This is a genomic window from Azotobacter tropicalis, assembly GCF_059739045.1.
This window is the reverse complement of record NZ_AP046059.1, coordinates 97,978-118,517: the sequence shown is the minus strand read 5'-3', so window position 1 is coordinate 118,517 and position 20,540 is coordinate 97,978. Positions and strand designations below refer to the sequence as shown.

Annotated in this window: 23 protein-coding genes and 1 pseudogene; 7 read left to right on the top strand and 17 right to left on the bottom strand. The window is 68.7% G+C overall.

Features of this window, described 5'->3' with window-relative positions; translation table 11 throughout:
- Positions 1-59: 59 nt before the first annotated feature.
- Positions 60-488: an HMA2 domain-containing protein gene (locus Atro_RS00585; RefSeq protein WP_497925986.1), complete on the top strand. Its 429-nt coding sequence runs from the start codon at positions 60-62 to the stop codon at positions 486-488.
- Between the two features lie 141 nt (positions 489-629).
- Here Atro_RS00585 and Atro_RS00580 read toward each other — a convergent pair whose 3' ends face one another.
- The 13 genes from Atro_RS00580 to Atro_RS00520 form a co-directional block, all read right to left on the bottom strand.
- Positions 630-1,472, bottom strand: a complete 843-nt coding sequence (locus Atro_RS00580; RefSeq protein WP_497925985.1) for a LysR substrate-binding domain-containing protein — start codon at positions 1,470-1,472, stop codon at positions 630-632.
- Entirely contained in the window at positions 1,469-1,675 is a 207-nt protein-coding gene (locus Atro_RS00575) for a hypothetical protein (RefSeq protein WP_497925984.1), read from the bottom strand. Before Atro_RS00575 ends, Atro_RS00580 begins: the two co-directional genes overlap by 4 nt.
- 24 nt (positions 1,676-1,699) lie before the next feature.
- Complete coding sequence (locus Atro_RS00570) at positions 1,700-2,755, bottom strand: Gfo/Idh/MocA family protein (RefSeq protein WP_497925983.1); 1,056 nt, start codon at positions 2,753-2,755, stop codon at positions 1,700-1,702.
- 143 nt (positions 2,756-2,898) lie between these two features.
- Positions 2,899-3,450 (bottom strand): hypothetical protein, encoded by a 552-nt coding sequence (locus tag Atro_RS00565; protein ID WP_497925981.1) that lies wholly within the window; start codon positions 3,448-3,450, stop codon positions 2,899-2,901.
- Between the two features lie 9 nt (positions 3,451-3,459).
- Positions 3,460-3,687: a FeoC-like transcriptional regulator gene (locus Atro_RS00560; RefSeq protein WP_497925979.1), complete on the bottom strand. Its 228-nt coding sequence runs from the start codon at positions 3,685-3,687 to the stop codon at positions 3,460-3,462.
- A gap of 11 nt (positions 3,688-3,698) precedes the next feature.
- Positions 3,699-6,035, bottom strand: coding sequence for a Fe(2+) transporter permease subunit FeoB (gene feoB / locus Atro_RS00555; protein ID WP_497925977.1), 2,337 nt, complete (start codon positions 6,033-6,035; stop codon positions 3,699-3,701).
- On the bottom strand, positions 6,032-6,259 hold the full coding sequence (locus Atro_RS00550) for a FeoA family protein (RefSeq protein ID WP_349571365.1): 228 nt from the start codon (positions 6,257-6,259) through the stop codon (positions 6,032-6,034). Before Atro_RS00550 ends, feoB begins: the two co-directional genes overlap by 4 nt.
- Positions 6,260-6,286: 27 nt before the next feature.
- Positions 6,287-8,437 carry a heavy metal translocating P-type ATPase gene (locus Atro_RS00545; protein ID WP_497925974.1) on the bottom strand — a complete coding sequence of 717 codons (2,151 nt, stop codon included), beginning with the start codon at positions 8,435-8,437 and terminating at the stop codon, positions 6,287-6,289.
- Complete coding sequence (locus Atro_RS00540) at positions 8,437-9,006, bottom strand: hypothetical protein (protein WP_497925972.1); 570 nt, start codon at positions 9,004-9,006, stop codon at positions 8,437-8,439. Before Atro_RS00540 ends, Atro_RS00545 begins: the two co-directional genes overlap by 1 nt.
- Positions 8,990-9,352, bottom strand: coding sequence for a hypothetical protein (locus tag Atro_RS00535; RefSeq protein ID WP_497925970.1), 363 nt, complete (start codon positions 9,350-9,352; stop codon positions 8,990-8,992). Before Atro_RS00535 ends, Atro_RS00540 begins: the two co-directional genes overlap by 17 nt.
- A complete protein-coding gene (locus Atro_RS00530) occupies positions 9,349-9,723 on the bottom strand; it encodes a hypothetical protein (protein ID WP_497925968.1) in 375 nt (124 codons plus the stop codon). The genes Atro_RS00535 and Atro_RS00530 overlap by 4 nt, the downstream gene beginning before the upstream one ends.
- A gap of 1 nt (position 9,724) precedes the next feature.
- Complete coding sequence (locus Atro_RS00525; RefSeq protein ID WP_497925966.1) at positions 9,725-10,408, bottom strand: ferritin-like domain-containing protein; 684 nt, start codon at positions 10,406-10,408, stop codon at positions 9,725-9,727.
- Positions 10,395-10,736 (bottom strand): HMA2 domain-containing protein, encoded by a 342-nt coding sequence (locus Atro_RS00520; RefSeq protein ID WP_497925964.1) that lies wholly within the window; start codon positions 10,734-10,736, stop codon positions 10,395-10,397. Before Atro_RS00520 ends, Atro_RS00525 begins: the two co-directional genes overlap by 14 nt.
- 473 nt (positions 10,737-11,209) lie before the next feature.
- Here Atro_RS00520 and Atro_RS00515 point away from each other — a divergent pair, with 473 nt between their 5' ends.
- The 4 genes from Atro_RS00515 to Atro_RS00500 all read left to right on the top strand — a co-directional run bounded on the left by Atro_RS00515 (position 11,210) and on the right by Atro_RS00500 (position 15,166).
- Complete coding sequence (locus tag Atro_RS00515; RefSeq protein ID WP_497925962.1) at positions 11,210-11,734, top strand: sigma-70 family RNA polymerase sigma factor; 525 nt, start codon at positions 11,210-11,212, stop codon at positions 11,732-11,734.
- Positions 11,731-12,684: a FecR domain-containing protein gene (locus Atro_RS00510; RefSeq protein WP_497925960.1), complete on the top strand. Its 954-nt coding sequence runs from the start codon at positions 11,731-11,733 to the stop codon at positions 12,682-12,684. The genes Atro_RS00515 and Atro_RS00510 overlap by 4 nt, the downstream gene beginning before the upstream one ends.
- An 80-nt stretch (positions 12,685-12,764) precedes the next feature.
- Positions 12,765-13,835, top strand: a complete 1,071-nt coding sequence (locus tag Atro_RS00505; RefSeq protein ID WP_497925958.1) for a TonB-dependent siderophore receptor — start codon at positions 12,765-12,767, stop codon at positions 13,833-13,835.
- Positions 13,832-15,166, top strand: a complete 1,335-nt coding sequence (locus tag Atro_RS00500) for a TonB-dependent siderophore receptor (protein ID WP_497925956.1) — start codon at positions 13,832-13,834, stop codon at positions 15,164-15,166. Before Atro_RS00505 ends, Atro_RS00500 begins: the two co-directional genes overlap by 4 nt.
- Before the next feature lie 117 nt (positions 15,167-15,283).
- Here the strand turns inward: Atro_RS00500 and gstA are convergent.
- Positions 15,284-15,888 (bottom strand): annotated as a pseudogene (gstA, locus tag Atro_RS00495) (glutathione transferase GstA).
- 761 nt (positions 15,889-16,649) lie between these two features.
- Here gstA and Atro_RS00490 point away from each other — a divergent pair.
- Positions 16,650-17,447, top strand: a complete 798-nt coding sequence (locus tag Atro_RS00490) for an NAD-dependent protein deacetylase (protein ID WP_497925954.1) — start codon at positions 16,650-16,652, stop codon at positions 17,445-17,447.
- Positions 17,448-17,492: 45 nt separating this feature from the next.
- Here Atro_RS00490 and Atro_RS00485 read toward each other — a convergent pair whose 3' ends face one another.
- A complete protein-coding gene (locus Atro_RS00485) occupies positions 17,493-17,921 on the bottom strand; it encodes a TOBE domain-containing protein (RefSeq protein ID WP_497925952.1) in 429 nt (142 codons plus the stop codon).
- A gap of 199 nt (positions 17,922-18,120) precedes the next feature.
- Positions 18,121-18,432 carry a hypothetical protein gene (locus Atro_RS00480; RefSeq protein WP_497925950.1) on the bottom strand — a complete coding sequence of 104 codons (312 nt, stop codon included), beginning with the start codon at positions 18,430-18,432 and terminating at the stop codon, positions 18,121-18,123.
- Between the two features lie 298 nt (positions 18,433-18,730).
- Between Atro_RS00480 and Atro_RS00475 the strand changes: the two genes are divergently transcribed.
- A complete protein-coding gene (locus Atro_RS00475; protein WP_497925948.1) occupies positions 18,731-19,015 on the top strand; it encodes a hypothetical protein in 285 nt (94 codons plus the stop codon).
- A gap of 153 nt (positions 19,016-19,168) precedes the next feature.
- Here Atro_RS00475 and Atro_RS00470 read toward each other — a convergent pair whose 3' ends face one another.
- A complete protein-coding gene (locus tag Atro_RS00470) occupies positions 19,169-20,500 on the bottom strand; it encodes an OprD family porin (protein ID WP_497925946.1) in 1,332 nt (443 codons plus the stop codon).
- Positions 20,501-20,540 lie beyond the last annotated feature (40 nt).

Genomic DNA, 20,540 nt, shown 5'->3' with positions numbered 1-20,540 from the left:
CCATGCCGAACCATGGCTGCCGGGGCCGTCGCTCATCTGTCGTACAGGATGAATCCCCCATGAGTCGTATCGTTTCCGCGCTGCCCGGGCGCATCCGCATCCGTGACCGAGCGCTGCGGGACCGGGCGCGTCTGGCCCGGATCGAGGAGGCGCTCGCCGGCCTCGAAGGCATCGCCAGCCTGCAACCCAATGCCCGGGCCGGCAGCCTCGTGCTGCACTTCGACGCCGCGCGGATCGCCGTCGAGGCGCTGGAGGCGCAGGTCGACTCGATCATCGACGCCGAACTGGCCCGCCCCCACGCACCGCGCCGGCGCTCGCTGAAGATGCAGATCAACCGCGGCGCCAAGCTCGGCATGCTGGGCAGCCTGACCGCCTCCCTGGCACTGGCCGCAGCCGGCAAGAAAGGCGCGCACGCCATCACCGGCGGCCTGTTCGTCGCCTGTCTGGGCGTGCACCTGGGCGTGCATCGCCGCTCGCTGGTGCGCTGAAAGCGGCGGCAGCGGCGCCGCAAGCCGCGGCCACTCAGTCCTCCAGCCGCGTGGCCAGCGCATGCGGCCCATCGATCAGCTGCTGCTTGAGAAACTCGATGCACACCCGCACCCGCTCCGAGCCCGAGGTGCGGGCCGCGGTCACCGCCCAGACGTCCGCCGGCGCCGGTAGGCCGGCAGCACGCGGACCAGCTCACCGGCCCGGATGCTGGGGGCCAGGTCCCAGATCGACGCCATGATGATCCCGTAGCCCTCGATCGCCCAGCGCCGCACGATGTCGCTGTGGTTGGAAGCCATGGGGCCGGTGACCTTGACGCTCTCCTCGCCGCTCGGTCCCTCCAGGCGCCAGACGCCGAAGCTCTGGTCGCGGTCGCGGAACAGCAGGCAATCGTGCTGGCCCAGCTCGGCCAGCGTCTTCGGCCTGCCGCAGCGCTCCAGATAGGCCGGCGCGGCACAGAGAATGCGCGCGTTTTCGGCGATCCTGTGCCCGATCAGGTGCGGCTCGTGCACCTCGCCGACGCGGATGTCGATATCGAAGTTCTCGCCGATCAGATCGACGCGCCGGTCCAGCAGCTCCAGCCAGAGCTCCAGCAGCGGATGGCGCCGCCGCAGCTCGGTGAGGATCGGCGCGACGTAGTCGCGCCCGAGCCGGAGGCTGGCGCTGATGCGCAGGACACCGCGCGGCTCGCCGCGGCTGCCGGAAACCGCCTCGAGCATGCCCTCGACGTCCTCGAGGATCTTGCGCGCCCAGCGGAAGGCCGCCTCGCCGTCACTGGTGATATTCACCCGCCGGGTGGTGCGGTTGAACAGCTTGACGCCGAGCGTCTCCTCGAGCATGGCGATGCGCTTGCTGACATGAGCCGGCGACAGGCCCATCTCGTTGGCGCCGGCGACGAAGCTGGAACGCCGGGCCACCGTGCAGAACAGCAGCAGGTCGCGCAGGAAGGGATCGTTGTTGGTCAGTTGCACATTCTGGTTTTTCATCGCGGCAGATCATGTCCGGACAGCTCGACCGTCATCTTGCCTCGCGCCGGCGAGCGGCGCGACTCAGCCGCCGGCCGCCGCGCGCAGGCCGAGCAGGAGCGGTGCAGGCCGAACCCGCGGATCTGCCCCGTGACGATTTCGACGAACGCCGGAACGGCACGCGCATGGTTGTGATTGATGCCATGCAGCATGAGTACCTTCACGCGTCCTCTCCTGGGCGCGAATGATCAGCCGTCGCCGAGCGGGATCACGCGGCCGGTCTTGGCCGCCTCGACGATCGCCTCGGTGATTTCCAGATTGCGCAGCCCGTCGCGGGCGCTGACCAGAGGCTGGGCCTCGCCGCGCACCACCGCGCCGAAGTGTTCGATCTGTTGGATCAGCGGGTCCTGGCGGACCATGCCCACCACGCCCACCTCGAACGGCTTCCACCAGGAGCGCTCCTCGGGACGGGGATAGGTCTTCAGGCGCATGGTCGGAATCGACAGGCTGCCGTCGGTGCCGGCGATGACGTAGCAGTCCTCGTCCTCGTCCTCGTAGGTCGGGTAGGCCTTGTTCTCCCGGGAGGTCTGTTCCCAGCTGCGCGGGCAGGCGGCGCTATCGGAGAGCATGAAGGTGCCCAGCACGCCGTTGGCGAAGCGCAGGTTGATGGCCACCGTGTCCTCGACCGGGAAGTCGCGCACGGCGTGGGAGGCGAAGGCCTGGACCGCGACGATGTCGCCGCAGAGCATGCGCAGGTTGTGCACCTCGTGAATCATGTTCAGCAGGATCGGCCCGGCGCCCGGCTCGCGCCGCCAGGGGGCGTCGGCGAAATACTGGTCGGGCTTGAAGAAGGTGGCGCTGCCCATCACCACGACCAGCCGGCCGAGCTTGCCCTGCGAGACGATTTCGCGGGCTTTGGCCATGATCGGGCTGTGCGCGCGGTGATGGCCGATCAATATCCTGGCCCCCGTCCGCTCGGCCATCCTCACCAGCCGGCGGCCCTCCTCGACGGAGGGCGCGATGGGCTTTTCCAGCAGCATCGGCAGGCCGGCTTCCATGCACAGCGTCGCCTGCTCGACGTGCAGCTGGTTCGGCGTGGCCAGCACGATGCCGTCCGGGCGGTCTTTCTCGATCAGTTCGTCCAGTGACCTGTAGAGCGGCACCCCCGCCTTGGCGGCGATGTCGACGGCGGCGGGAGACGGGTCGACGACGGCAGACAGCCGGCACGTCGGGCTTTGCTGCAGGACGCCCAGATGGGCCTGCCCGATGTAACCGGCGCCCGCAACGGCAATGCTGAGTTTCATGGGGGTTTTCCCTCTCTTGTCGGTATATGCCGCAGCCCATTCGGTGGCTTGGCTTGCCGCAAGAAGCTACTCCCCCTCGATGGGAGAACAATCAGCCTGGCTGGGGATTCAGAATGTGCTCCGAGCGAATAATCGGCTCGTCGCTACTTTCGCTGCGCGACGCAACCGGCGGCGATGGCGATCAGGTCGCCGGCCAGTTCGCAGGCGGCCGGCCATTCGTCCGCCGCCTCCGGCAGGTAGATCTCCAGGCCCAGGTAGAGAAAGGCCGGGTTGCGCCACACCTGCGGCGGGATGATGGTCCGCGCGTACAGATCGGCGCCCTCGTCGCCGAGGGGCACCACGCGGACCTCCATGCCGGCCAGGCGTTCGGCGCCGGCCAGGGCCGTGCGCAGGCCGGCGCACAGCGCCGGGTCGGCGCAGATCAGGTCGGCGCCGAGCTGCGGGTCGGCGCCGCTGTGCAGGTCGACGAGCAGGCGGTGGCGGTTCAGCACATGGGGCAGCAGTTGCAGGTACAGCGCCCGGTGCAGGGCCTCGTACTGGAAGCGCCGCGCGGCGGGCGGCGGCTGTCCGGACAGCCCCTCGGGAATCTCCAGCACCGCCACCTGCGCCGGGTCCAGCTGCCGGGCCACGGCCTGGCCGAAGGCCAGCTCCTCGCGATGGATGCCGATCACCAGCAACGTCTGGGGGCTGTTCATCGGTGCCGCTCAGCAGTCGCCGGTCCACTCGTAGAGCGCGAGCGTGCTCGGGTCGCAGTGGCAACAGGACGAGCCGCAGGTCGAGCCGGCCGGCAGGCGGCGCACGCGACCCTTGCGCTCCAGGGTGGCGAGCATGGCCTCGACCGCCTCCGGCGTGCTGCCGGTGGCCGTCGCCAGATCATGCAGGCTGGCCCGGCCGTGCTGGCGCAGGTACTGGCCGATCTCCGCAAGGATCATGGTCCACCTCCTCAGGTTCGCTGGGGCACGGCCGCTACGGCGCTCTCGCCGCCGGCGAAACGGCGCATGGCGTACAGCACCAGACCGAAGCCGGTCAGCAGTGCGCCGATCCAGAGCAGCGAGGACAACGGGTGACGGCTCAGGGTCGCCGCCTGGTAGAACAGGGTCGACATGCCATAGGCCAGCCCGGTGGTCCACAACGCCACGAACAGCGTCCAGCGCGGGCCGGACTCCTGGTAGATCGCTGCGGTCGCCGAGGTGCAGGGCATGTAGAGCAGGATGAACAGCAGGTAGGCGAAGGCGCCGGCGCGCCCGTCGAAGCGGCCGGCCATGGCGCCGAAGACGCCGCTGGCGCGTGCCTGCTCCGCGTCCGGCAGGCTCTGCTCGTCGACCCCGGCGACATCCCGGCGCCAGGTGGCGCTGCCCGGCAGCAGCTCGAGCCAGCCGTCGACCAGGGTGGCGAGGTTGGCGGGGATGGTCGCGAAGGCGGCGGCGATGCCGGCGCCCAGCGCGAAGGGCGCCGGCTCGCCGGTTTCCTGCGGCCCCGTCGCCAGGGAGGCATAGGCGGCGTTCAGGGTGCCGACTATCGCCTCCTTGGCCAGCACGCCGGTGAAGATGCCGACCACCGCCGGCCAGTTCTCCTCGTCCAGCCCCAGCGGCGCGAAGGCCGGCGCGACGCCGCGGCCCACCGCCGCCAGCACCGAGCGGTCGCTGTTCTCATTGCTGTAACTGCCGTCGGTGCCCAGCGCGTTGAGCACGTTGATCACCAGCACCATGGGCACGATCACCCGCCCGGCGCGGAAGATGAAGCGCTTCAGGCGGTCCCAGGCATGGATCAGCACGCCCCGCGCGGTGGGCACGTGGTAGGGCGGCAGCTCCATGACGAAGGGCGTGGCCTCGCCCTGCAGCAGGGTGTTCTTCAACACCAGCCCGGTCAGCACCGCCACCGAAATGCCGATCAGGTACAGGCCGAACACCACGTTCTGCGCGCCCTCGGCGAAGAAGGCCGCGGACAGCAGCACGTAGACCGGCAGGCGGGCGCCGCAGGACATGAAGTGCGCCATGGCGATAGTCATCAGCCGGTCGCGGCGGTGCTCCAGGGTGCGGGTCGCCATGACCGCCGGCACCGTGCAGCCGAAGCCGACCAAGAGCGGCACGAAGGACTTGCCCGGCAGGCCGATCCAGCGCATGAAGCGGTCCATCACGAAGGCGGCCCGGGCCATGTAGCCGGAGTCCTCCAGCAGCGACAGGGACAGAAACAGAAAGCCGATTATCGGAATGAAGGAGGCCACCACCCGCAGGCCGCCGCCGACGCCCTGCGCCAGCAGCAGCTCCAGCCAGCCCGGCGCGCCGAACGAGGCGAGCAGCGCGCCCAGACCGTCGACCAGCAGCACCCCGACAAGCTGCTCGAAGAAATCGATGAACACGCCGCCCAGGTTGATGGTGAGCATGAACATCAGATACATCATCGCCAGGAAGATCGGGATGCCCAGGGCGCGGTTGAGCACCACCCGATCGATACGCTCGGTGAGGTCGCGCCCGACCCGCCCGCCGACCCCGACCACCTCGCCGGCCAGGCGGTTGGCCAGGCCGTAGCGGGCATCGGCCACCCGGATATCGAGGTCCTCGCCGAGTTGCGCGGCAAGCGTTTCCGCCTGCCCGCTCAGCCCGCTGCCGGCGGTCTGCCGGGCGAGATCGTCGCCCTCCAGCAGGCGCACCGCCAGCCAGCGCGCCGAAGTGCCGGCCCGGGCGGCGGTCGCCTCCAGCTGCGGCGCCAGGGCGGCGATCGCCTCCTCCAGCGCCGCGTCGTAGGCGACCGTGGCAGTGGCGCCGCGGCGCGCGGCGACGGCCTCGGCGATGGCCGCCTTGAGCGTCTCGATGCCCTCGCCTTCCGAGGCGACCACCGGCACCACCGGGCAGCCCAGGCGTTCGGCCAGGGTCTTGGCGTCCAGCGTCATGCCGCGCGCCTCGGCCACGTCGACCATGTTGAGCACCACCAGCAGCGGCACGCGCATCTCGGCGAGCTGGCTGGTCAGGTAGAGGTTGCGCTCCAGATTGGCGGCATCGACGATATTGATCACCAGATCGGCATCGTTGCCATGCACGTAGTCGCGGGCGACCTTCTCGTCGAGAGAGATTTCCTGGTCGGTCACGTCCAGCGAGTAGGTGCCCGGCAGGTCCACGACCTCGAAGCGCAGCCCGCGGAACGGATACTCGCCGCTCTTGCGCTCGACCGTCACCCCCGGCCAGTTGCCGACCCGCTGGTGCGCGCCGGTCAGGGCGTTGAACAGCGTGGTCTTGCCGCAGTTGGGATTGCCGACCAGGGCGAGCCGGTAGAGGTCCTTCATAGCCGCTCCACCGAGAGCGCGTCGGCCTCGTCGCGGCGCAGCGACAGGGCGAAGCCGCGCACGCGGATCTCCACCGGATCGCCCATCGGCGCCACCCGGGTGACGCTGATTTCCGCGCCCGGCGTGAGGCCCATCGACAGCAGCTTGCGGCGGTAGGCGCCGCCGCCCTCGGCGAAGCCGAGGACCCTGGCGCGCTCGCCGACGTGCAATTCCCTGAGCAGCATGGAAAAAACCTCCCTGTGCGGATTCGGTCAATGGCCCGTGGTGGAACGCTTCGCGGCGCGGCGTTTCGTCCGGGCCCCGTTCTGGCGCGGCAGGCCGGCGCCGGCCAGGGCGCGCAGGAGGATGGCGATGGTGCTGCCGTTGTGCAGCATCGAGGCGGCCACCGGGGTCAGCAGGCCGAAGGCCGCCGCGCCGAGGATGCTGGTGTTGAGCCCGGCGGTGAGCTTGAAGTTGCCGTCGATCAGCCGCCGGGTGGCCAGCGCCAGCGCCAGGGCATCGGCGACCCGGGAAAAGTCGTCCTCCAACAGGGTGATGTCGGAGGCCAGGCGGGCGATGTCGGCACCGTGGTGCATGGCGATGCCGACGTGGGCGCCGGTCAGCGCCGGCGCGTCGTTCACCCCGTCGCCGACGAAGGCGATACGCGCACCCTCGGCGGCGAGCTGCCGCAGCACCTCGGCCTTCTGCTCCGGCAGCAGGCCGGCGCGGAACTCGTCGAGGCCCAGCTCCGCGGCCAGCGCGCCGGCGCGCTCCGGCTGGTCGCCGGTGAGCATCAGGAGGCGCCGGATGCCGAGTTCGCGCAGCCGCGCCACGGTTTGCGCGGCGTTGTCGCGCACGCTCTCGGTCAGCGCCAGGACGCCGATCAGCTCGCCGCCGAAGCCGATGTAGAGCAGGATCTTGCCTTCCCCGTGCAGGCGCTCGATCACCTCGGCATGGGCCGCGGTGGAGATGCCCTCGTCGTCCTCGATGAAGTGCCGCGAACCGACCACGATGCGCTGGCCGTCGATCACGCTCGCCACGCCATGGGCGACGACGAACTGCACGGCCTGGTGGTCGAAGTGGTGCGGATGGTCGAGTCGGTGGGCGGCCGCCACCACCGCCTCGGCGACCGGGTGGACGTAGTGCTCCTCGACCGAGGCGGCCAGGTTGGTCAGGTCTTCCGAGGTATAGGCGGCGCTGAAGGCGATCGAGTCGGTCACCTTGAGCACGCCGGTGGTCAGGGTGCCGGTCTTGTCGAAGACGAAGGTGTCGGCGCGGGCCAGGCGCTCCAGCGCCTTGGCGCTCTTGATCAGGATCGCCGACTGTCCGGCGCGGTACATCGCCGCCTTGAAGGCCACCGGCGTGGCCAGCTTGAGGGCGCAGGAATAGTCGGCCTGCAGCACCGCGGCGACCCGCTGGCCGTCGGAAGTCAGCAACCAGGTGGCGCCGGCCAGGCCGAGCACCATCGGCACCAGGCGGTCGGCCAGGCGCGCCGCTTCGAGCTGGGTCTCGCTCTTCACCGACAGCGACTGCTCGACGAATTCGGCGATCCGCGCGGCGGCGGCCTGCCGGCCGACCCGCTCGGCGTAGATGCGCAGGCGCCCCTCTTCGACCAGGGTCGCCGACAGCACCCGGTCGCCGCGCCGGCGCACCACCGGCACGCCCTCGCCGGTCATGGTCGCCTCGTTGACCAGCGCCTCGCCGCCGAGCACGGTGCCGTCCACCGGGATCACCGTGCCGGTGGCGGCGATCACGCTGTCGCCGACCTGCACCTCGGCGGCGTCGATCAGCGTCTCGACGCCGTTGCGCTCGACCCACACCTCGCCGCCCGGCGGGCGCAGCAGATGCTTGAGCAGTTCGTCGGAACGGCGCTCGATGGACTCCTCGAGGTATTCGCCGAGGGCCAGCAGGAAGGAAGTGGTGTTGGCGGCGAGAAAATCGTTGCGGCCGATGGAGATGCCCACGGCGAGGGCTTCCAGCACATGGGAGGTGATGCCCCGTTCGAGGAAGTCGTCGACCGCCTCGCCGAGCAGCGGCACCGCGGCGCCGAAGGCGACCGGCGCCTGGAATGGCGGCTGCAGGGTGCGGGTGGCCAGCAGGGTGGCGCCGCTCATGGCCACCGCGCCCAGGCGCGCGGCCTCGCTGTGCCGGTGGTTGGCGACCGGCAGCGGCAGGCCCGACGGCGACAGGGCGAGGATCGCCGCGGCCAGACTGTCCGGACCGGTGACGGCCGGCTCGAACTCCACGACCAGCGAGCGCGCCGCCGGATTGGCGCGCACCTGCAGCACGCCCTTGAGGGTCCGCACCTCGTGCTCGATGCTGTGCGCATCGAGCGGCGTGCCGGCCCGGCAGCGGTAGCGGTAGCGCACCCGACCGGGCGTCCGGTGCAGCGGTTGCAGCCGGACGAACCAGGCGCCGTCCATCAGTCCTCTCCGTGGCGCTCGGCGGCGACCTCGGCCTTGAGGTCGGCCATCTGCTCCTTCATCTCCTCGAAGCCGCCGGCGACGCCGGCATAGAGCTTCATGCCGGCCTTGATCAGCTTGCCGCGCAGTTCCTCGTCGGCCAGCACCCAGGCCGCGGTGGCGCCGAGCACCGCACCGAGCAGGAACTGCTCGGCATTGCCCGAACGCAGGAAGGCCGGCATGTTCTGCAGCAGGCCGGCATCGAACAGGCCGGCGCCGGGAAAGCCGCCCGGAGCGCCCCCGCCATACCCGTAGCCATAGCCCTGGTGTTTCGGCGAATGATGGAAGGCGGCGCCCGCCGGGTCGTAACCGTAGCCATAGCCGTGGTGCGCATGCGGGTGCGCTCCGCCGCCATAGCCGGCGTAGCCGCCCTGCGGGGGAATCCCGGCACCGTAGTCCGGCGCCATGCCGTATTCCGGCCCGGCGCCATAAGGCGGCGCGGCGGCGTCCGGCGGCGGGTAGCCGTAGCCCATGCCCTCGGGCCCCGGGCAGCCGGGCTGCATCTTCCGCTGCTTATTCTTCTTGGCCATCCTGTCTCTCCTTGTCGAGCCGAGCCGCATCGCGCAGCAGCTGTTCGAGCAGCAGCACGCCCCCGGCGCCGACCGCGGCGGCAAGCAGCGCGCTGGAGTAGTCGCCCTGACGGACGGCCGTCGCGGCCCGGGAGCCGGCGGCGAAGGCCGTGCCGCCCTGCAGGGCCTGGCGCAGCAAGCGCCGGAGCTGCGCCGGCGAGGCCGGACGAGAGCCGCCCTGGAACGCCGAGAGGCAGGCGGTGGCGACGAAGGCGCGGGTGAATTCGCTGCTCAGGGGTAGCGCCGGCGGATAGAACGGATAGGCCGGATAAGCCGCATGGCTTGGGCCGAGGGGCGGATATCTCATGGTGCCCGGCCTCCCTTGCTGCCCTCGGTATTCTGCAGGGACTCGCTGGCGGTCCAGTGATGGTGCTCGCCCCCGCCCGCTGCGCCTTGCGCGCCCTTCGCCGGCTCGGCGGCAGCCCGCGCCGTAGCCGCCTCCTCTTCGCTCAGGTGCGGTGGCTGGCTGGGAGGAGCCTCGGGCGCCTCCTCCCTGGCGGCGAGGCGCGCGCGCGCCCGGGCCGAGGCGTTCTCGATCGCCTGCAGGCCGGAGACGGTGGCGCCGCGCAAGCCCCCCTGGGCCTTTTCCAGGCCCTCCTGGGTCTTGTCGTTCTTGAACAGCTTGAGAATCACGGCTCCCGTCACGACGCCGACGGCAAAGGGAATGATGTGGAACATCTCAGTCCTCCTTTCGATTTCGACCTGGCCGGTTCTTCAACAGGTAGATCCCTGCTCCGCCTGCCACCATGCCGGCCAGCATGGCGGGATGGCTGTGACGCAAGAGGGGGCTGAAAATGCCGAGCGGGCCGGCATGGGCGAGCGCCCGCTCCATGAAGTCGGAGAGCGGGCCGTGCTGCACGTAAGCTTCCTGCGGCGGGATGCCCCGGGCCGCGTGGTAGCGTTCCTGCGCCAGGGCATCCGCCATCGCCTGGCGCAAGGCCGGCAGCTGGCGCTCCAGCGAATCCGCCTGCAGGCTCTGGAATACCCGGCGCGCCTCGGGCTCGCCGAGCTGGGCGAGCAGGTAGTCGTACAGGCGGAGCTTGGCGATCTCGCCGGCGACGGCCCGCTCGCAGGTGGCCAGCCAGCCGGGCGCGACCGAGGTCTCCTGCGGGAAGGGATTCAGCGGGCGGGGAATGCCGAAGCGCTGGCACAGGTTCGAGAGCGCGGCGATGTGCCGCTCCTCGGCGCGCAGGAGATCGGCGAACGGCTGACGCCGACCGAACGCCTCGACGGCGCCGGCATGAAAACTCTGGGCGGCGTATTCGGCATAGAGCGCGATGCGCACGGCCTGGTGCAGGACGGGAAAAGGGGCGGCGGGATCGATCCGCTGACTGCGCAGAATCGGCTCGTCATAGTTTCTCATGCATGATCTCCCGATAGATCTCACGCAGAATCTGCTCGAGGGTGGCGGCGGCAGGCGACTCGACCCCGGCCAGGAAATCGTTCCAGGCCTCGGACGGAATCACCTGCGGGTCGTATTCCACGGAGCACGAACGGGCCAGCAGATTGACCCGCACCGAATGGACGCCCGGCGTGCGATCCAGAATAGATTGGAATTCCCGGGCCTGCCGGCTGCGCCCGGCGAGCGACTGGTAGCCGGAGATCATCTTGAGGCGGATGCGCCCGTGGATGTGGTGGGCGATGCGGATGTGCACGAGGTAGCCGCGCAGTTCGTCGAAGGGCAGAGCCATGAGACCCCCGGGACGGAAAAGAGCCGGCGCCCCAGCGGCACCGGGCAGGTCGGAAAGAAGCCGGCGAGACGAAGAACGGTCATCCCAGGCCAACCGGCGGCAACGGCCGCGCAGGCCTTCGCTCCGTGCGACGGAGAAACCGATCCCAGTCGCTGCCTGCAGCAACGGCCCGATACCGAAGCGAACCTCGATTCGGACAAGCGAACCGACAACCCCGTCATGGCGCCGATCAAGCTATGGCAGCATTGTTCGAAGCTGTCAAAATGCGAGCAGATCGCATTTCGATCTTGGCGTTTCCACGCTTATCGCGCATCCATGCCGACAGGGAATGGAGACGCCCGCAATCGTTGCCTGTTCCCTGCGCATCCAACCGCCTGTCCGGCCATGCGCATCCGTCCGCACCCGACGCTTGCCCGGCCTAGCCCTTTTGTTAATGATATTGCTTATCATTAGTAGACTATCGACCCGATCCGATGACCGCCTCCCTGCAACTGCCCTCCGCGCTGCGCCTCCAGGTTCTCCATCGCCTGTTCGGCGAGCATCATGGCTGGCTGCTCGGACGCTTGCGCGCCCGGCTCGGCTGCGCCCATGACGCCGCCGACATCGCCTCGGAAACCTTCACCCAGGTCGTCGCCCTGGACGACCCCGGCGCCATCCGCGAGCCACGCGCCCTGCTCACCACCATCGCCAAGCGCCTGATCTACGCCAGCTGGCGCCGCCGCGACCTGGAACGCGCCTATCTGGAGGCTCTGGCGCAGCAGCCGGAGGCCGTCCAGCCCTCTGCCGAGGAAACCATCCTGGCCCTGGAGGCGCTGACGGCCATCGACCAGTTGCTCGACGGACTATCCCCGAAGGCCCGCGCAGCCTTTCTCTATAGCCAGCTGGAAGGCTTGACCTACGCCGAGATCGCCGGCCGCCTCGGGGTGTCCGTCACCCGCGTGCACCAGTACGTGGTCAAGGGGCTGACCACCTGCTACCTGGCGCTGGAGCCGGCATGAGCCCGCCCCGCCTGTCACCCGAGGAAGCCGCCGCCATCCAGTGGCTGGCCCTGCAACGCTCCGGCCGGATGAGCGATGCCGAGCGGCAGCGCTTCGAACGCTGGCTCGCCGAAAACGAACGGCATCGCGGCGCCTGGGAACGCCTGCAGCGACGGCTGGACAGCGCCTTCGCCGGCCTCGCCGGACAGCCTGCCGACCTGGCGCGAAGCACCCTGCTGAGCGCCGGCAGCAGCCGGCGCCAGGCCCTGCGCGGGGCTCTCGCGCTGGCTGGCCTCGGGCTCGGCGGCCTCGGGTTGACCCGCCCCGGCATGCCGCTGGACGGCCTGGTCGCCGACCTGAGCACCGCCACGGGCGAGCGCCGGCGCTTCGCACTGGCCGACGGCAGCAGCGTGCTGCTCAACGCACAAAGCCGCGTCGATCTCGATTTCGACGAACGGCAGCGGCGCCTGCGTCTGCGCCGCGGCGCCCTGCTCGCCGAGGTGACGGCCGATGCCCGGCGGCCGTTCGTGGTCGAAATGCCCTTCGGCCGCGTACAGGCCCTGGGCACGCGCTTCAGCGTCGCGCTCGGCGAACGGGATGCCACGGTCTGGGTGCAGGAGGCGCAGGTCCGTCTGGAAACCCGCTCCGGCAACAGCCTGGTACTGGCGGCCGACGAAGGCGCCCGCTTCGACCGGGACGGCTGCCAGCGCCTGGAAGCGCAGCGCAGGAACGAATTCGCCTGGCAGGACGGCTGGCTGGAACTCCACGACCGCCCGCTGGACGTGCTGATCGCCGCCCTGCGCCCCTATCACCCGGGCCACCTGCGCCTGTCCCCGGACGCCGCCGCCCTGCGTATTTCGGGCCTGTTTGCCCTGGACGACAGCGAGCAGGTACTGGCCTCGCTCGAAGAAATCCTGCCGCTGCGCATCCAGCGCTACCTGGGCTGGTGGACGACCATCAAGCACAGCTGAGTTTTTTTCGCACGCCCCCTGAAAATTCCGGAGCCTCGTTGCACATGAACGGTATTCCTTGCCTGTTCAGCGGAGCCGTCATGTCTCGCCGTTTGTCCTTTCCCCTGTCGCCGGTGTCCCTGTCGTTGCTGCTGGCCTGCCTCGCCCCGCCGGCCCTGGCCACGGACCCGGCCACCACGCAGCAGCAGGCCCTGGCCTTCGACGTGCCGGCCGGCCCCCTGGAAAACAGCCTGACCGCCATCGCCCGGCAGAGCGCCCGCGGCATTCTCTTCGATCCCGCGCTAATGCGCGGGGAGCAGGCCGAGGCCCTGCACGGGGACTTCACCGTCGAGCAGGCGATCGAGCGGCTGCTGCAGGGGCGTAACCTGCGGTTGCGCGTCACCGAAAGCGGCACCCTGAACATCGAGGCCCTGCCCGACAGCGGCGCTGCCCTGGAACTCTCGTCCTTTCTGGTGAGCGACTCCTGGCAGGAGGACGCCCGGGGGCCGGCCTACGGCCTGGTGGCCCGGCGCAGCGCCACGGCGACCAAGACGGACACGGCCCTGCGCGAAACGCCCCAGGCCATCTCGGTGATCACCCGCGAAGAGATGCAGACCCGCCGGCACGACAGCCTCGCCGACACGCTGCAGTACACCTCCGGCGTGGTCACCCAGCCGAACGGCTACAGCCGCGTGGCGGATGACTATCGCCTGCGCGGCTTCGACATCGGCCCGCGCACCGGCGGCGTGCTGCGCGACGGCCTGAAATTGCAGAGCTCCCAGTTCGAGGGCGGCCAGGAGCCTTATGGACTGGAGCGGGTCGAGGTGCTCAAGGGCGCCTCCTCGGTGCTCTACGGCCAGCTGTCTCCCGGCGGCCTGGTGAATACCGTGAGCAAACGCCCCACCGACGATCCGCTGCACGAAATCAACGTCGAATACGGCAACTACCAGCGCCGCCAGATCTCCACCGACCACGGCGGTCCGCTCGACGAGTCGGGACGCTTCACCTACCGGCTGACCGCCCTCTGGCGCGACAGCGAAACGCAGTACACCTCGATCGACGACGACAGGCGCTTCTTCGCCCCGGCCCTCACCTGGCACATCGACGACGATACCCGCCTGACCCTGCTCGCCACCTATCAGGAAACCCGCACGACCCTGACCCGGCGATGAACTACAACGTCACCAAATACAGCGCGACGCCCGGCCGCAAGATCCCCTACGACCTGTTCGCCGGCGAGCCGAGCTTCGACGACTATTCGGGCGACATGGGCACCCTCGGCTACCTCTTCGAACACCGGCTCGACGACGGCCTCGAACTGCGCCATGCCCTGCGCTACTTCCACTCCGAAAGCGACTACGACTACATCAGCCTGAACAGCAGCCGGGTCACCGGCGCGAACCTCTCCACCCTGACCCGCAGCTACAACTCGCGCGAGGACATCGCCACCGGCTGGGCCAGCGACAGCAGCCTGCAATGGTCGTTCGACAGCAGCCGCTGGCAGCACACCCTGGTCGCCGGCCTCGATTACTACTACAAGACCTACGACAGCCATCGCTGGAGCGGCAATGCGCCCTCGCTGGACCTGGCCAACCCGAGGTACGGCAATCTGCCCACGGTCAACACCAGCATCGACCGGGGTTCCGACCTGCACAGCCGGCAGGCCGGCTTCTACCTGCAGGAACAGGCCAAATTCGCCGAACGCTGGGTATTCGTGCTCGGCCTGCGTCAGGACTGGGCCAGCAGCCACACCCGCAACTATCGCGACCGGAGCCGCAGCACCAAGAGCGACCAGGAGCTGTCCGGCCGCATCGGCATGGTCTACCTCGCCGATAACGGCCTGGCGCCCTACATCAGCTACAGCCAGTCGTTCCTGCCCACCGACGGCGTCGACAGCGCAGGCCGCAGCTTCGAACCCACCGAGGGCGAACAGTACGAGATCGGCCTGCGCTACCAGCCGCCCGGCCGCGACCTGATGCTCAGCGCGGCCGTCTACCGGCTGACCCAGGAGAACGTGGTCAGCTCGATTCCCGGCTCCGACTTCGACGAGCAGACCGGCAAGGAACGCAGCAAAGGCCTCGAACTGGAACTCAAGGCCGGCCTGACGCCCCTGTTGAACCTGAGCGCCTCCTACGCCTATACCGATGCCCACATCATCGCCGACAACGATCCAGTGCTCGAAGGCTCGCGCATCGAGGGCATCCCCTATCACAGCGCCTCCCTGTGGCTGGACTATCGCCTGGCCAGGTTCGGCCTGCCGAAGCTGAAGATCGGCGCCGGCGCCCGCTACAACGGCACCACGCGCACCTCGGCGAGCGTCAGCGACCGCAACATTCCGGCCTATACCCTGGTCGACGCACTGCTCGGCTACGAGTTCGACGACCACTGGCAGATGACCGCCAAGGTGCAGAACCTGACCAACAAGCGCTACCTGTACTGCGCCAACGCCTGTCGCTACGGCGACGAACGCACGGCCATCGGCACGCTCAGCTATCGCTGGTAGGCCCCCGGCCGGCGCCGAGGACCGAAAAGAGAAAAGGGCGAATCGGGTGCCGGCAGGGCCCTTCGGCCTGCCGGCTTTTGCCCATGGCGCCGGAGCCGGCTCATCGAACCGGCCGGACTAGAGCAACCCTTCCGCCTGCATCGCCTTCTGCACGGCGGGCCGCGCCGCTACGCGGTCGTGGAAGGCACGCAGGGCCGGCCAGGGGGAAAGGTCGATGTCCAGCGGCTTGGTCCAGCTCAGCACGGTGAACAGATAGGCGTCCGCCACGGAGAAGCGCACGCCGGTCAGATAGTCCTGGCCGGTGAGCGTCTTGTCGACGTAGGCCAGGCGCCGTTCGATGGCGGCCAGCGCAGCCTTCTTCCACTCCGGCGTGAGCTGCGGATTGAACAGCTGGCCGATTTCCTTGTGCAGTTCGCTGCCGATGAAGAACAGCCACTCGTGGACGCGAAAACGCTCCAGGGAACCGTTGGCCGGCAGCAGGCCGGCCTCGGGCAGCTTCTCGGCAAGGAACAGGGCGATGGCCCCGCTTTCGGTGAGCCGCTGGCCGTCGTTCAGCTGCAGGGTCGGCACATAGCCCTTGGGATTGACGTTGTAGTAATCCCCCCACCCTCGAGGGTATGACTCTTCAGATCCACCTTCTCCAGTTCGTAGGGCAGGCCCAGCTCGCAAAGGACGATATGCGGAACCAGTGAGCAGGCCCCCGGGGTGTAGTAAAGCTTCATGGTTTCTCCTTGGATCGACGAATTACTCGGCTCGCCGGGCAATCTTAGAACGGCCCCGGCCCCTCCGCTAACCGAGCGTTGAAAACGCCCAAGCGGCGGCGCCCTCGCCTCTCCGCCGGCCGCCAATGCAGCCAACCATGCCGGTCGGCGTGGCACCGCTGCGGATGATTCCGCCTGGCGATACCCTCGCTCACTCGGGCATCCCCATGCATGCAAGCCCGCAGATGCCGATGATTCTCGAATATGGGCACCAGAAGATCGAAGACCGCAGGAGGATTGGCGCAGTCCGGCCGCCGGCATGGCATCCGGACATCCGGGCCGCTGGCTGCATGTTTGCTCACAGAAGGTGTGGATTGTAGTGTGGATAAGTCAGGTATGAGTCGATGCAGAGCCGATGAAATCTGGCTTGCAGGCCGCTGATCGTTTTTTGACCAATCCCCTGACAAAGCCCCATGCCAGCACATAACCACCTGAAATATCAAGCCATTTCCAGTAGACCGGCGGGCGATAATCAGCCGACCCGAAGGTACTACAAGCCTAGGCCTGTCAACTGTAAACGGAGAAAAATTTGTGGATAACCTGAGGGATAACGATGCTGTACCACAGCCGAATCCGCACTGTCTTATGCTCGGCTTTTCCGTCGCGCCCTCCGCCGAGATGCCGCTTGACCGGCCGCCCGCCCGCACCGAACCCACAGATATGGAGACGTCCATGCCGCACGACTTCGATCCCCCGCCGCCCTGCTGGAGCTGGGCGAACTCATGGCCCGGCAGCCGCTGCTGGTGCTGACCGGGGCGGGTATCAGCACGCCCTCCGGCATTCCGGCCTATCGCGACAAGGACGGCGTCCGCCACGGCCGGGCGCCGATGACCTACCAGGAGTTCACCGGCTCGATCGCGGCGCGCAAGCGCTACTGGGCACGCAGCATGATCGGCTGGCCGAAGATGCGCCAGGCGCAGCCGAACGCGGCGCACCGGGCCCTGGCCGGACTGGCGGCCGGACGGCGGATCGCCGGCCTGATCACCCAGAACGTGGACGGGCTGCATCAGCAGGCCGGCAGCGAGGAGGTGATCGAACTGCACGGCAACCTGCACCGGGTGCGCTGCCTGGACTGCGGCAAGCGGCTGCGGCGCAGCGAGGTGCAGAGCGTGCTGGAGGAGGAGAACGCCTACCTGCAGGGCGTCGAGGCGGCCCTCGCCCCGGACGGCGACGCCCGGCTGGCGGAGGCGTATCTGGAAGAATTCCGCATCCCCTGGTGCCCCTGCTGTGGCAGCGACCTGCTCAAGCCGGACGTGGTGTTCTACGGCGAGGGCGTGCCGGCGGAGCAGACCGAGGCGGCCTCGTCGAGCATCGCGCGGGCCGCGGCGCTGCTGGTCGTCGGCTCGACGGTGATGACCTATTCGAGCTTCCGGCTGTGCCGCTCGATCGCCGAGCAGGGCAAGCCGCTGGCAGCCATCAACCAGGGCGCGATGCGTGCCGAAGCCTTGCTGAACCTGAAGATCGAACGGCCCTGCGAGCAGGTGCTGCCCTGGCTGGCCGAGCGGCTGGGAAGCGCGTAGCGCGTTGCGTCCCACCCGCCGCGAGCGGCGGGCGAGACGCCGGACTCAGGCCGGAACGCCGAGGATCACGCTGGACGCCTTGATCACCGCGCTGGCCTTGGCCCCCACTTTCAGGCCCAGCTCGGCGGCGGCCTCCTTGGTCACCACGGAGGTGATCCGGGTGCCGCCCGGCAGGGCCAGAGTGACTTCGACATTGACCGTGCCCGCCTCGACCGACTCGACGGTGCCGGCCAGGATGTTGCGCGCGGACAGGTGGTGGCTGTTGCCGTCGATCGCCAGCATGACCCAGGGCGCCTTGACCATGGCCACCACCTTCGTGCCGGTGGCCAGTCCCAGCGACTTGGCGCCTTCCAGAGAAACCACGGCCACCAGCCTGTCGCCGCCCTCCAGGGTGACATCCACTTCGGCGTTGAGAACGCCCTCCTTCAAAGCGCTGACGGTGCCCTCGAGCACGTTGCGGGCGCTGACCTTCATGCTGTTTCCCTTATAACGGATGCGCAAGTACAAGGATTCGTGCCAATCGGCATGGCCTTTCCCGCATGACCCACTGCGGACCGACCGGCCATGCGTACGACACTGTAGCGGCCATCCCGTATCGGCGGAACAACGGCAATCCGGCCTTCGGTCGGCGAATCGCCAAAGCATGGTGGATAGACAAGCTGCCGGCGGGAAATCAGGGCAACGGCCGGATGGTCGGCACGTCGAAATGCACGGCGAGCATCGCCACCAGCTCGGCCAGCGGCACGTTCTCGTGGGTATCGGTGCTGTTCGGATATTCCAGGTGCACGCCGTAGCGGTCCGCACTCTGTCCGAGCGTGTAGAGCCAGGCGCGCACGCCGGGCTCCTCGCGGTGCAGCAGGTAGACCGCCCGCGGGTCCAGCGAGGTCGCGGCATCGATGCCGAAGGCCTCCGGCCCCAGTTGCTCCTGCAGCAGCAACAGCACGTGACGGATATCCTGATGTTTGTCCAGCGCCCAGATATTCATGCTCGCGCTCCGTATCTCCCGCCGCCGTCGAAACAGCCTGACTCAAAACCGGTTGCAAAAACCGAGCGTTTCACGCGGTATCAAGGCAAATGACGATCTGCTCTAATGCGGCCCGACCGGCGGCTCGGCCCGGCATCCGTCGACCCCACCGAAGCGGCTCGATGGGGTGCCGGCATGTTGCCAAACCGCTCGTCGGACGGCAACGACAAGCCGGGCAGCCCGCCGGGCATGGACGGAAGCACATCATGAAGCGCAAGGCCCGGTGCCCCGGCGGCCTTGCCGTGACAAGGGGAAACCAATGGGTGAGGTGAAGTCATCGCCTGCAGCGACGGAAGTGTTCAATCTGATCGTCCCGCTGGAGAGGAAGCTCAAGGCCTATCTGCGCCTGCTGTCCGATCCGCACCGTGCCGACACCTGGCTGCTGGAGGTGCGCCTGTTCTACGAAGCCGAGCCGGTGGGCCGGACCAGCTTCACCCTGAACGGCTATACCCAGGAAGAAGCCGAATCGGTGGCGCGCAACATCAAGAGCAACGCCTACCTGATGCAGGAAATCGATCAGTACCTGTGGAGCGAGAACGACTGATCCCCCTGCCCTTCGGCACGTCCGGAGGGACGGCCTGAAGCCCAGCCATTTCAGGTCTGCACCATGCCCACGCAGAAGCGTGGGCACGATCATCCCCGTCGTTCGATGGCTCCCTCCGACTCGGCAAGAGCCCGACCGGCGCGGGCCCGCCGCTCAGCGCAGCGAAATGCTGTACAGGAGGATCAGCCGGTTCTCGTCGATGTCGCGCTGGCTGGCCACGTGGCTGCGCAGCGAGGCATTGGCCCAGGCGATGCCCAGGCCCTTGAGCGGGCCACTCTGCACCACGTAGTCCAAGCGCAGGTCGCGCTCCCATTCCCGGTCGCTGCGCGAGCGGCCGGCGACGTCGATATGCCAAGCCTTGTTGTAGATCACCCGGGCGCTCAGGCCGGGCAGGCCGAGGGTGGCGAAGTCGTAGCTGTAGGTCGCGCCCAGCACGCGCTCGCCGGCGCGGCTGAAGCCGCCGATCTGGCGGGTGGCGATGGTGTAGCTGGTCGCACCATCGCTCTGGTTGAGATAAGGCAGCTCGCTGTCGCCCTCGTTCTGCTGGTAGCCGAGGCCGAGCGCATGGCCGCCGAGGCGGTAGGTGAACAGCGCGCTCCACAGCCGGCTGTCCACCTCGCCCTTCTCCGGATCGTTGGCCAGCCGCGCGTCGCCGATGGTGTAGCCGTCGGCGCGGCCGGCGGCGCTGGCGTTGTCGCCGTCCGGCTCGCTGTGGAAGTAGCGCAGGTCGCTGGTCAGGCTGCCGACCGGCAGCGCCAGGGTATGGGTCAGGCCGAAGAAGTGCTGCTCGTAGAAGTCCTCCAGGGTCGCGTAGTAGTACTGCAGCAGCAGGTTCTTGCCGATTCGATAATCAGCACCGCCGTAGTAGAACTTGTTGCTGCGCCGGGTCCGGTTGCCGGGCACGCTGAGCGCCTGGCGGTCGGTGGAGGCGCGTCCCTTGGCGTGCTCCAGCATCCCGCCGATCAGCGTCAGGTTGGCGAACTCGGCGGAGGTGATCTGCCCGCCCTCGAAGGTCTGCGGCAGCAGGCGGCCGTCGTTGAACACCACCACCGGCAGGCGAGGCTGCAGGGTGCCGATGCGCGCCTCGGTCTTGGAGATGCGCAGCTTGCCGGTCAGGCCGACAGACTCGAAGTGGTCGACCGCGCTGTTGTCGTGGTCGAGGGGGAACAGCTGGCCGGGGTTGCGGCTGCGCCCGGCCTTGTCGGTGCGCCCGCCGGAGTCCAGCTTGACGCCGAGCAGGCCGAGGGCGTCGAGGCCGAAGCCGACCGGCCCCTGGGTGTAGCCGGACTGGAGGTTGAGGAGGAAGCCCTGCCCCCACTCCTCGGCCTTCGAGGGCGCCGCCTCGCCGCTGCGGTAATCCTGGTTGAAATAGAAGTTGCGCAGGCCGAGGGTGGCCTTGCTGTCATCGATGAAACCTGCGGCGGATGCGCATGGCAGACCCACGACGCCCGCCACCGTGGCCATGGCCAGAATGGACGTTCTCATGCTTCGACTCCGGAAGCGTGTAATGGTCGGGTCGGCCGGG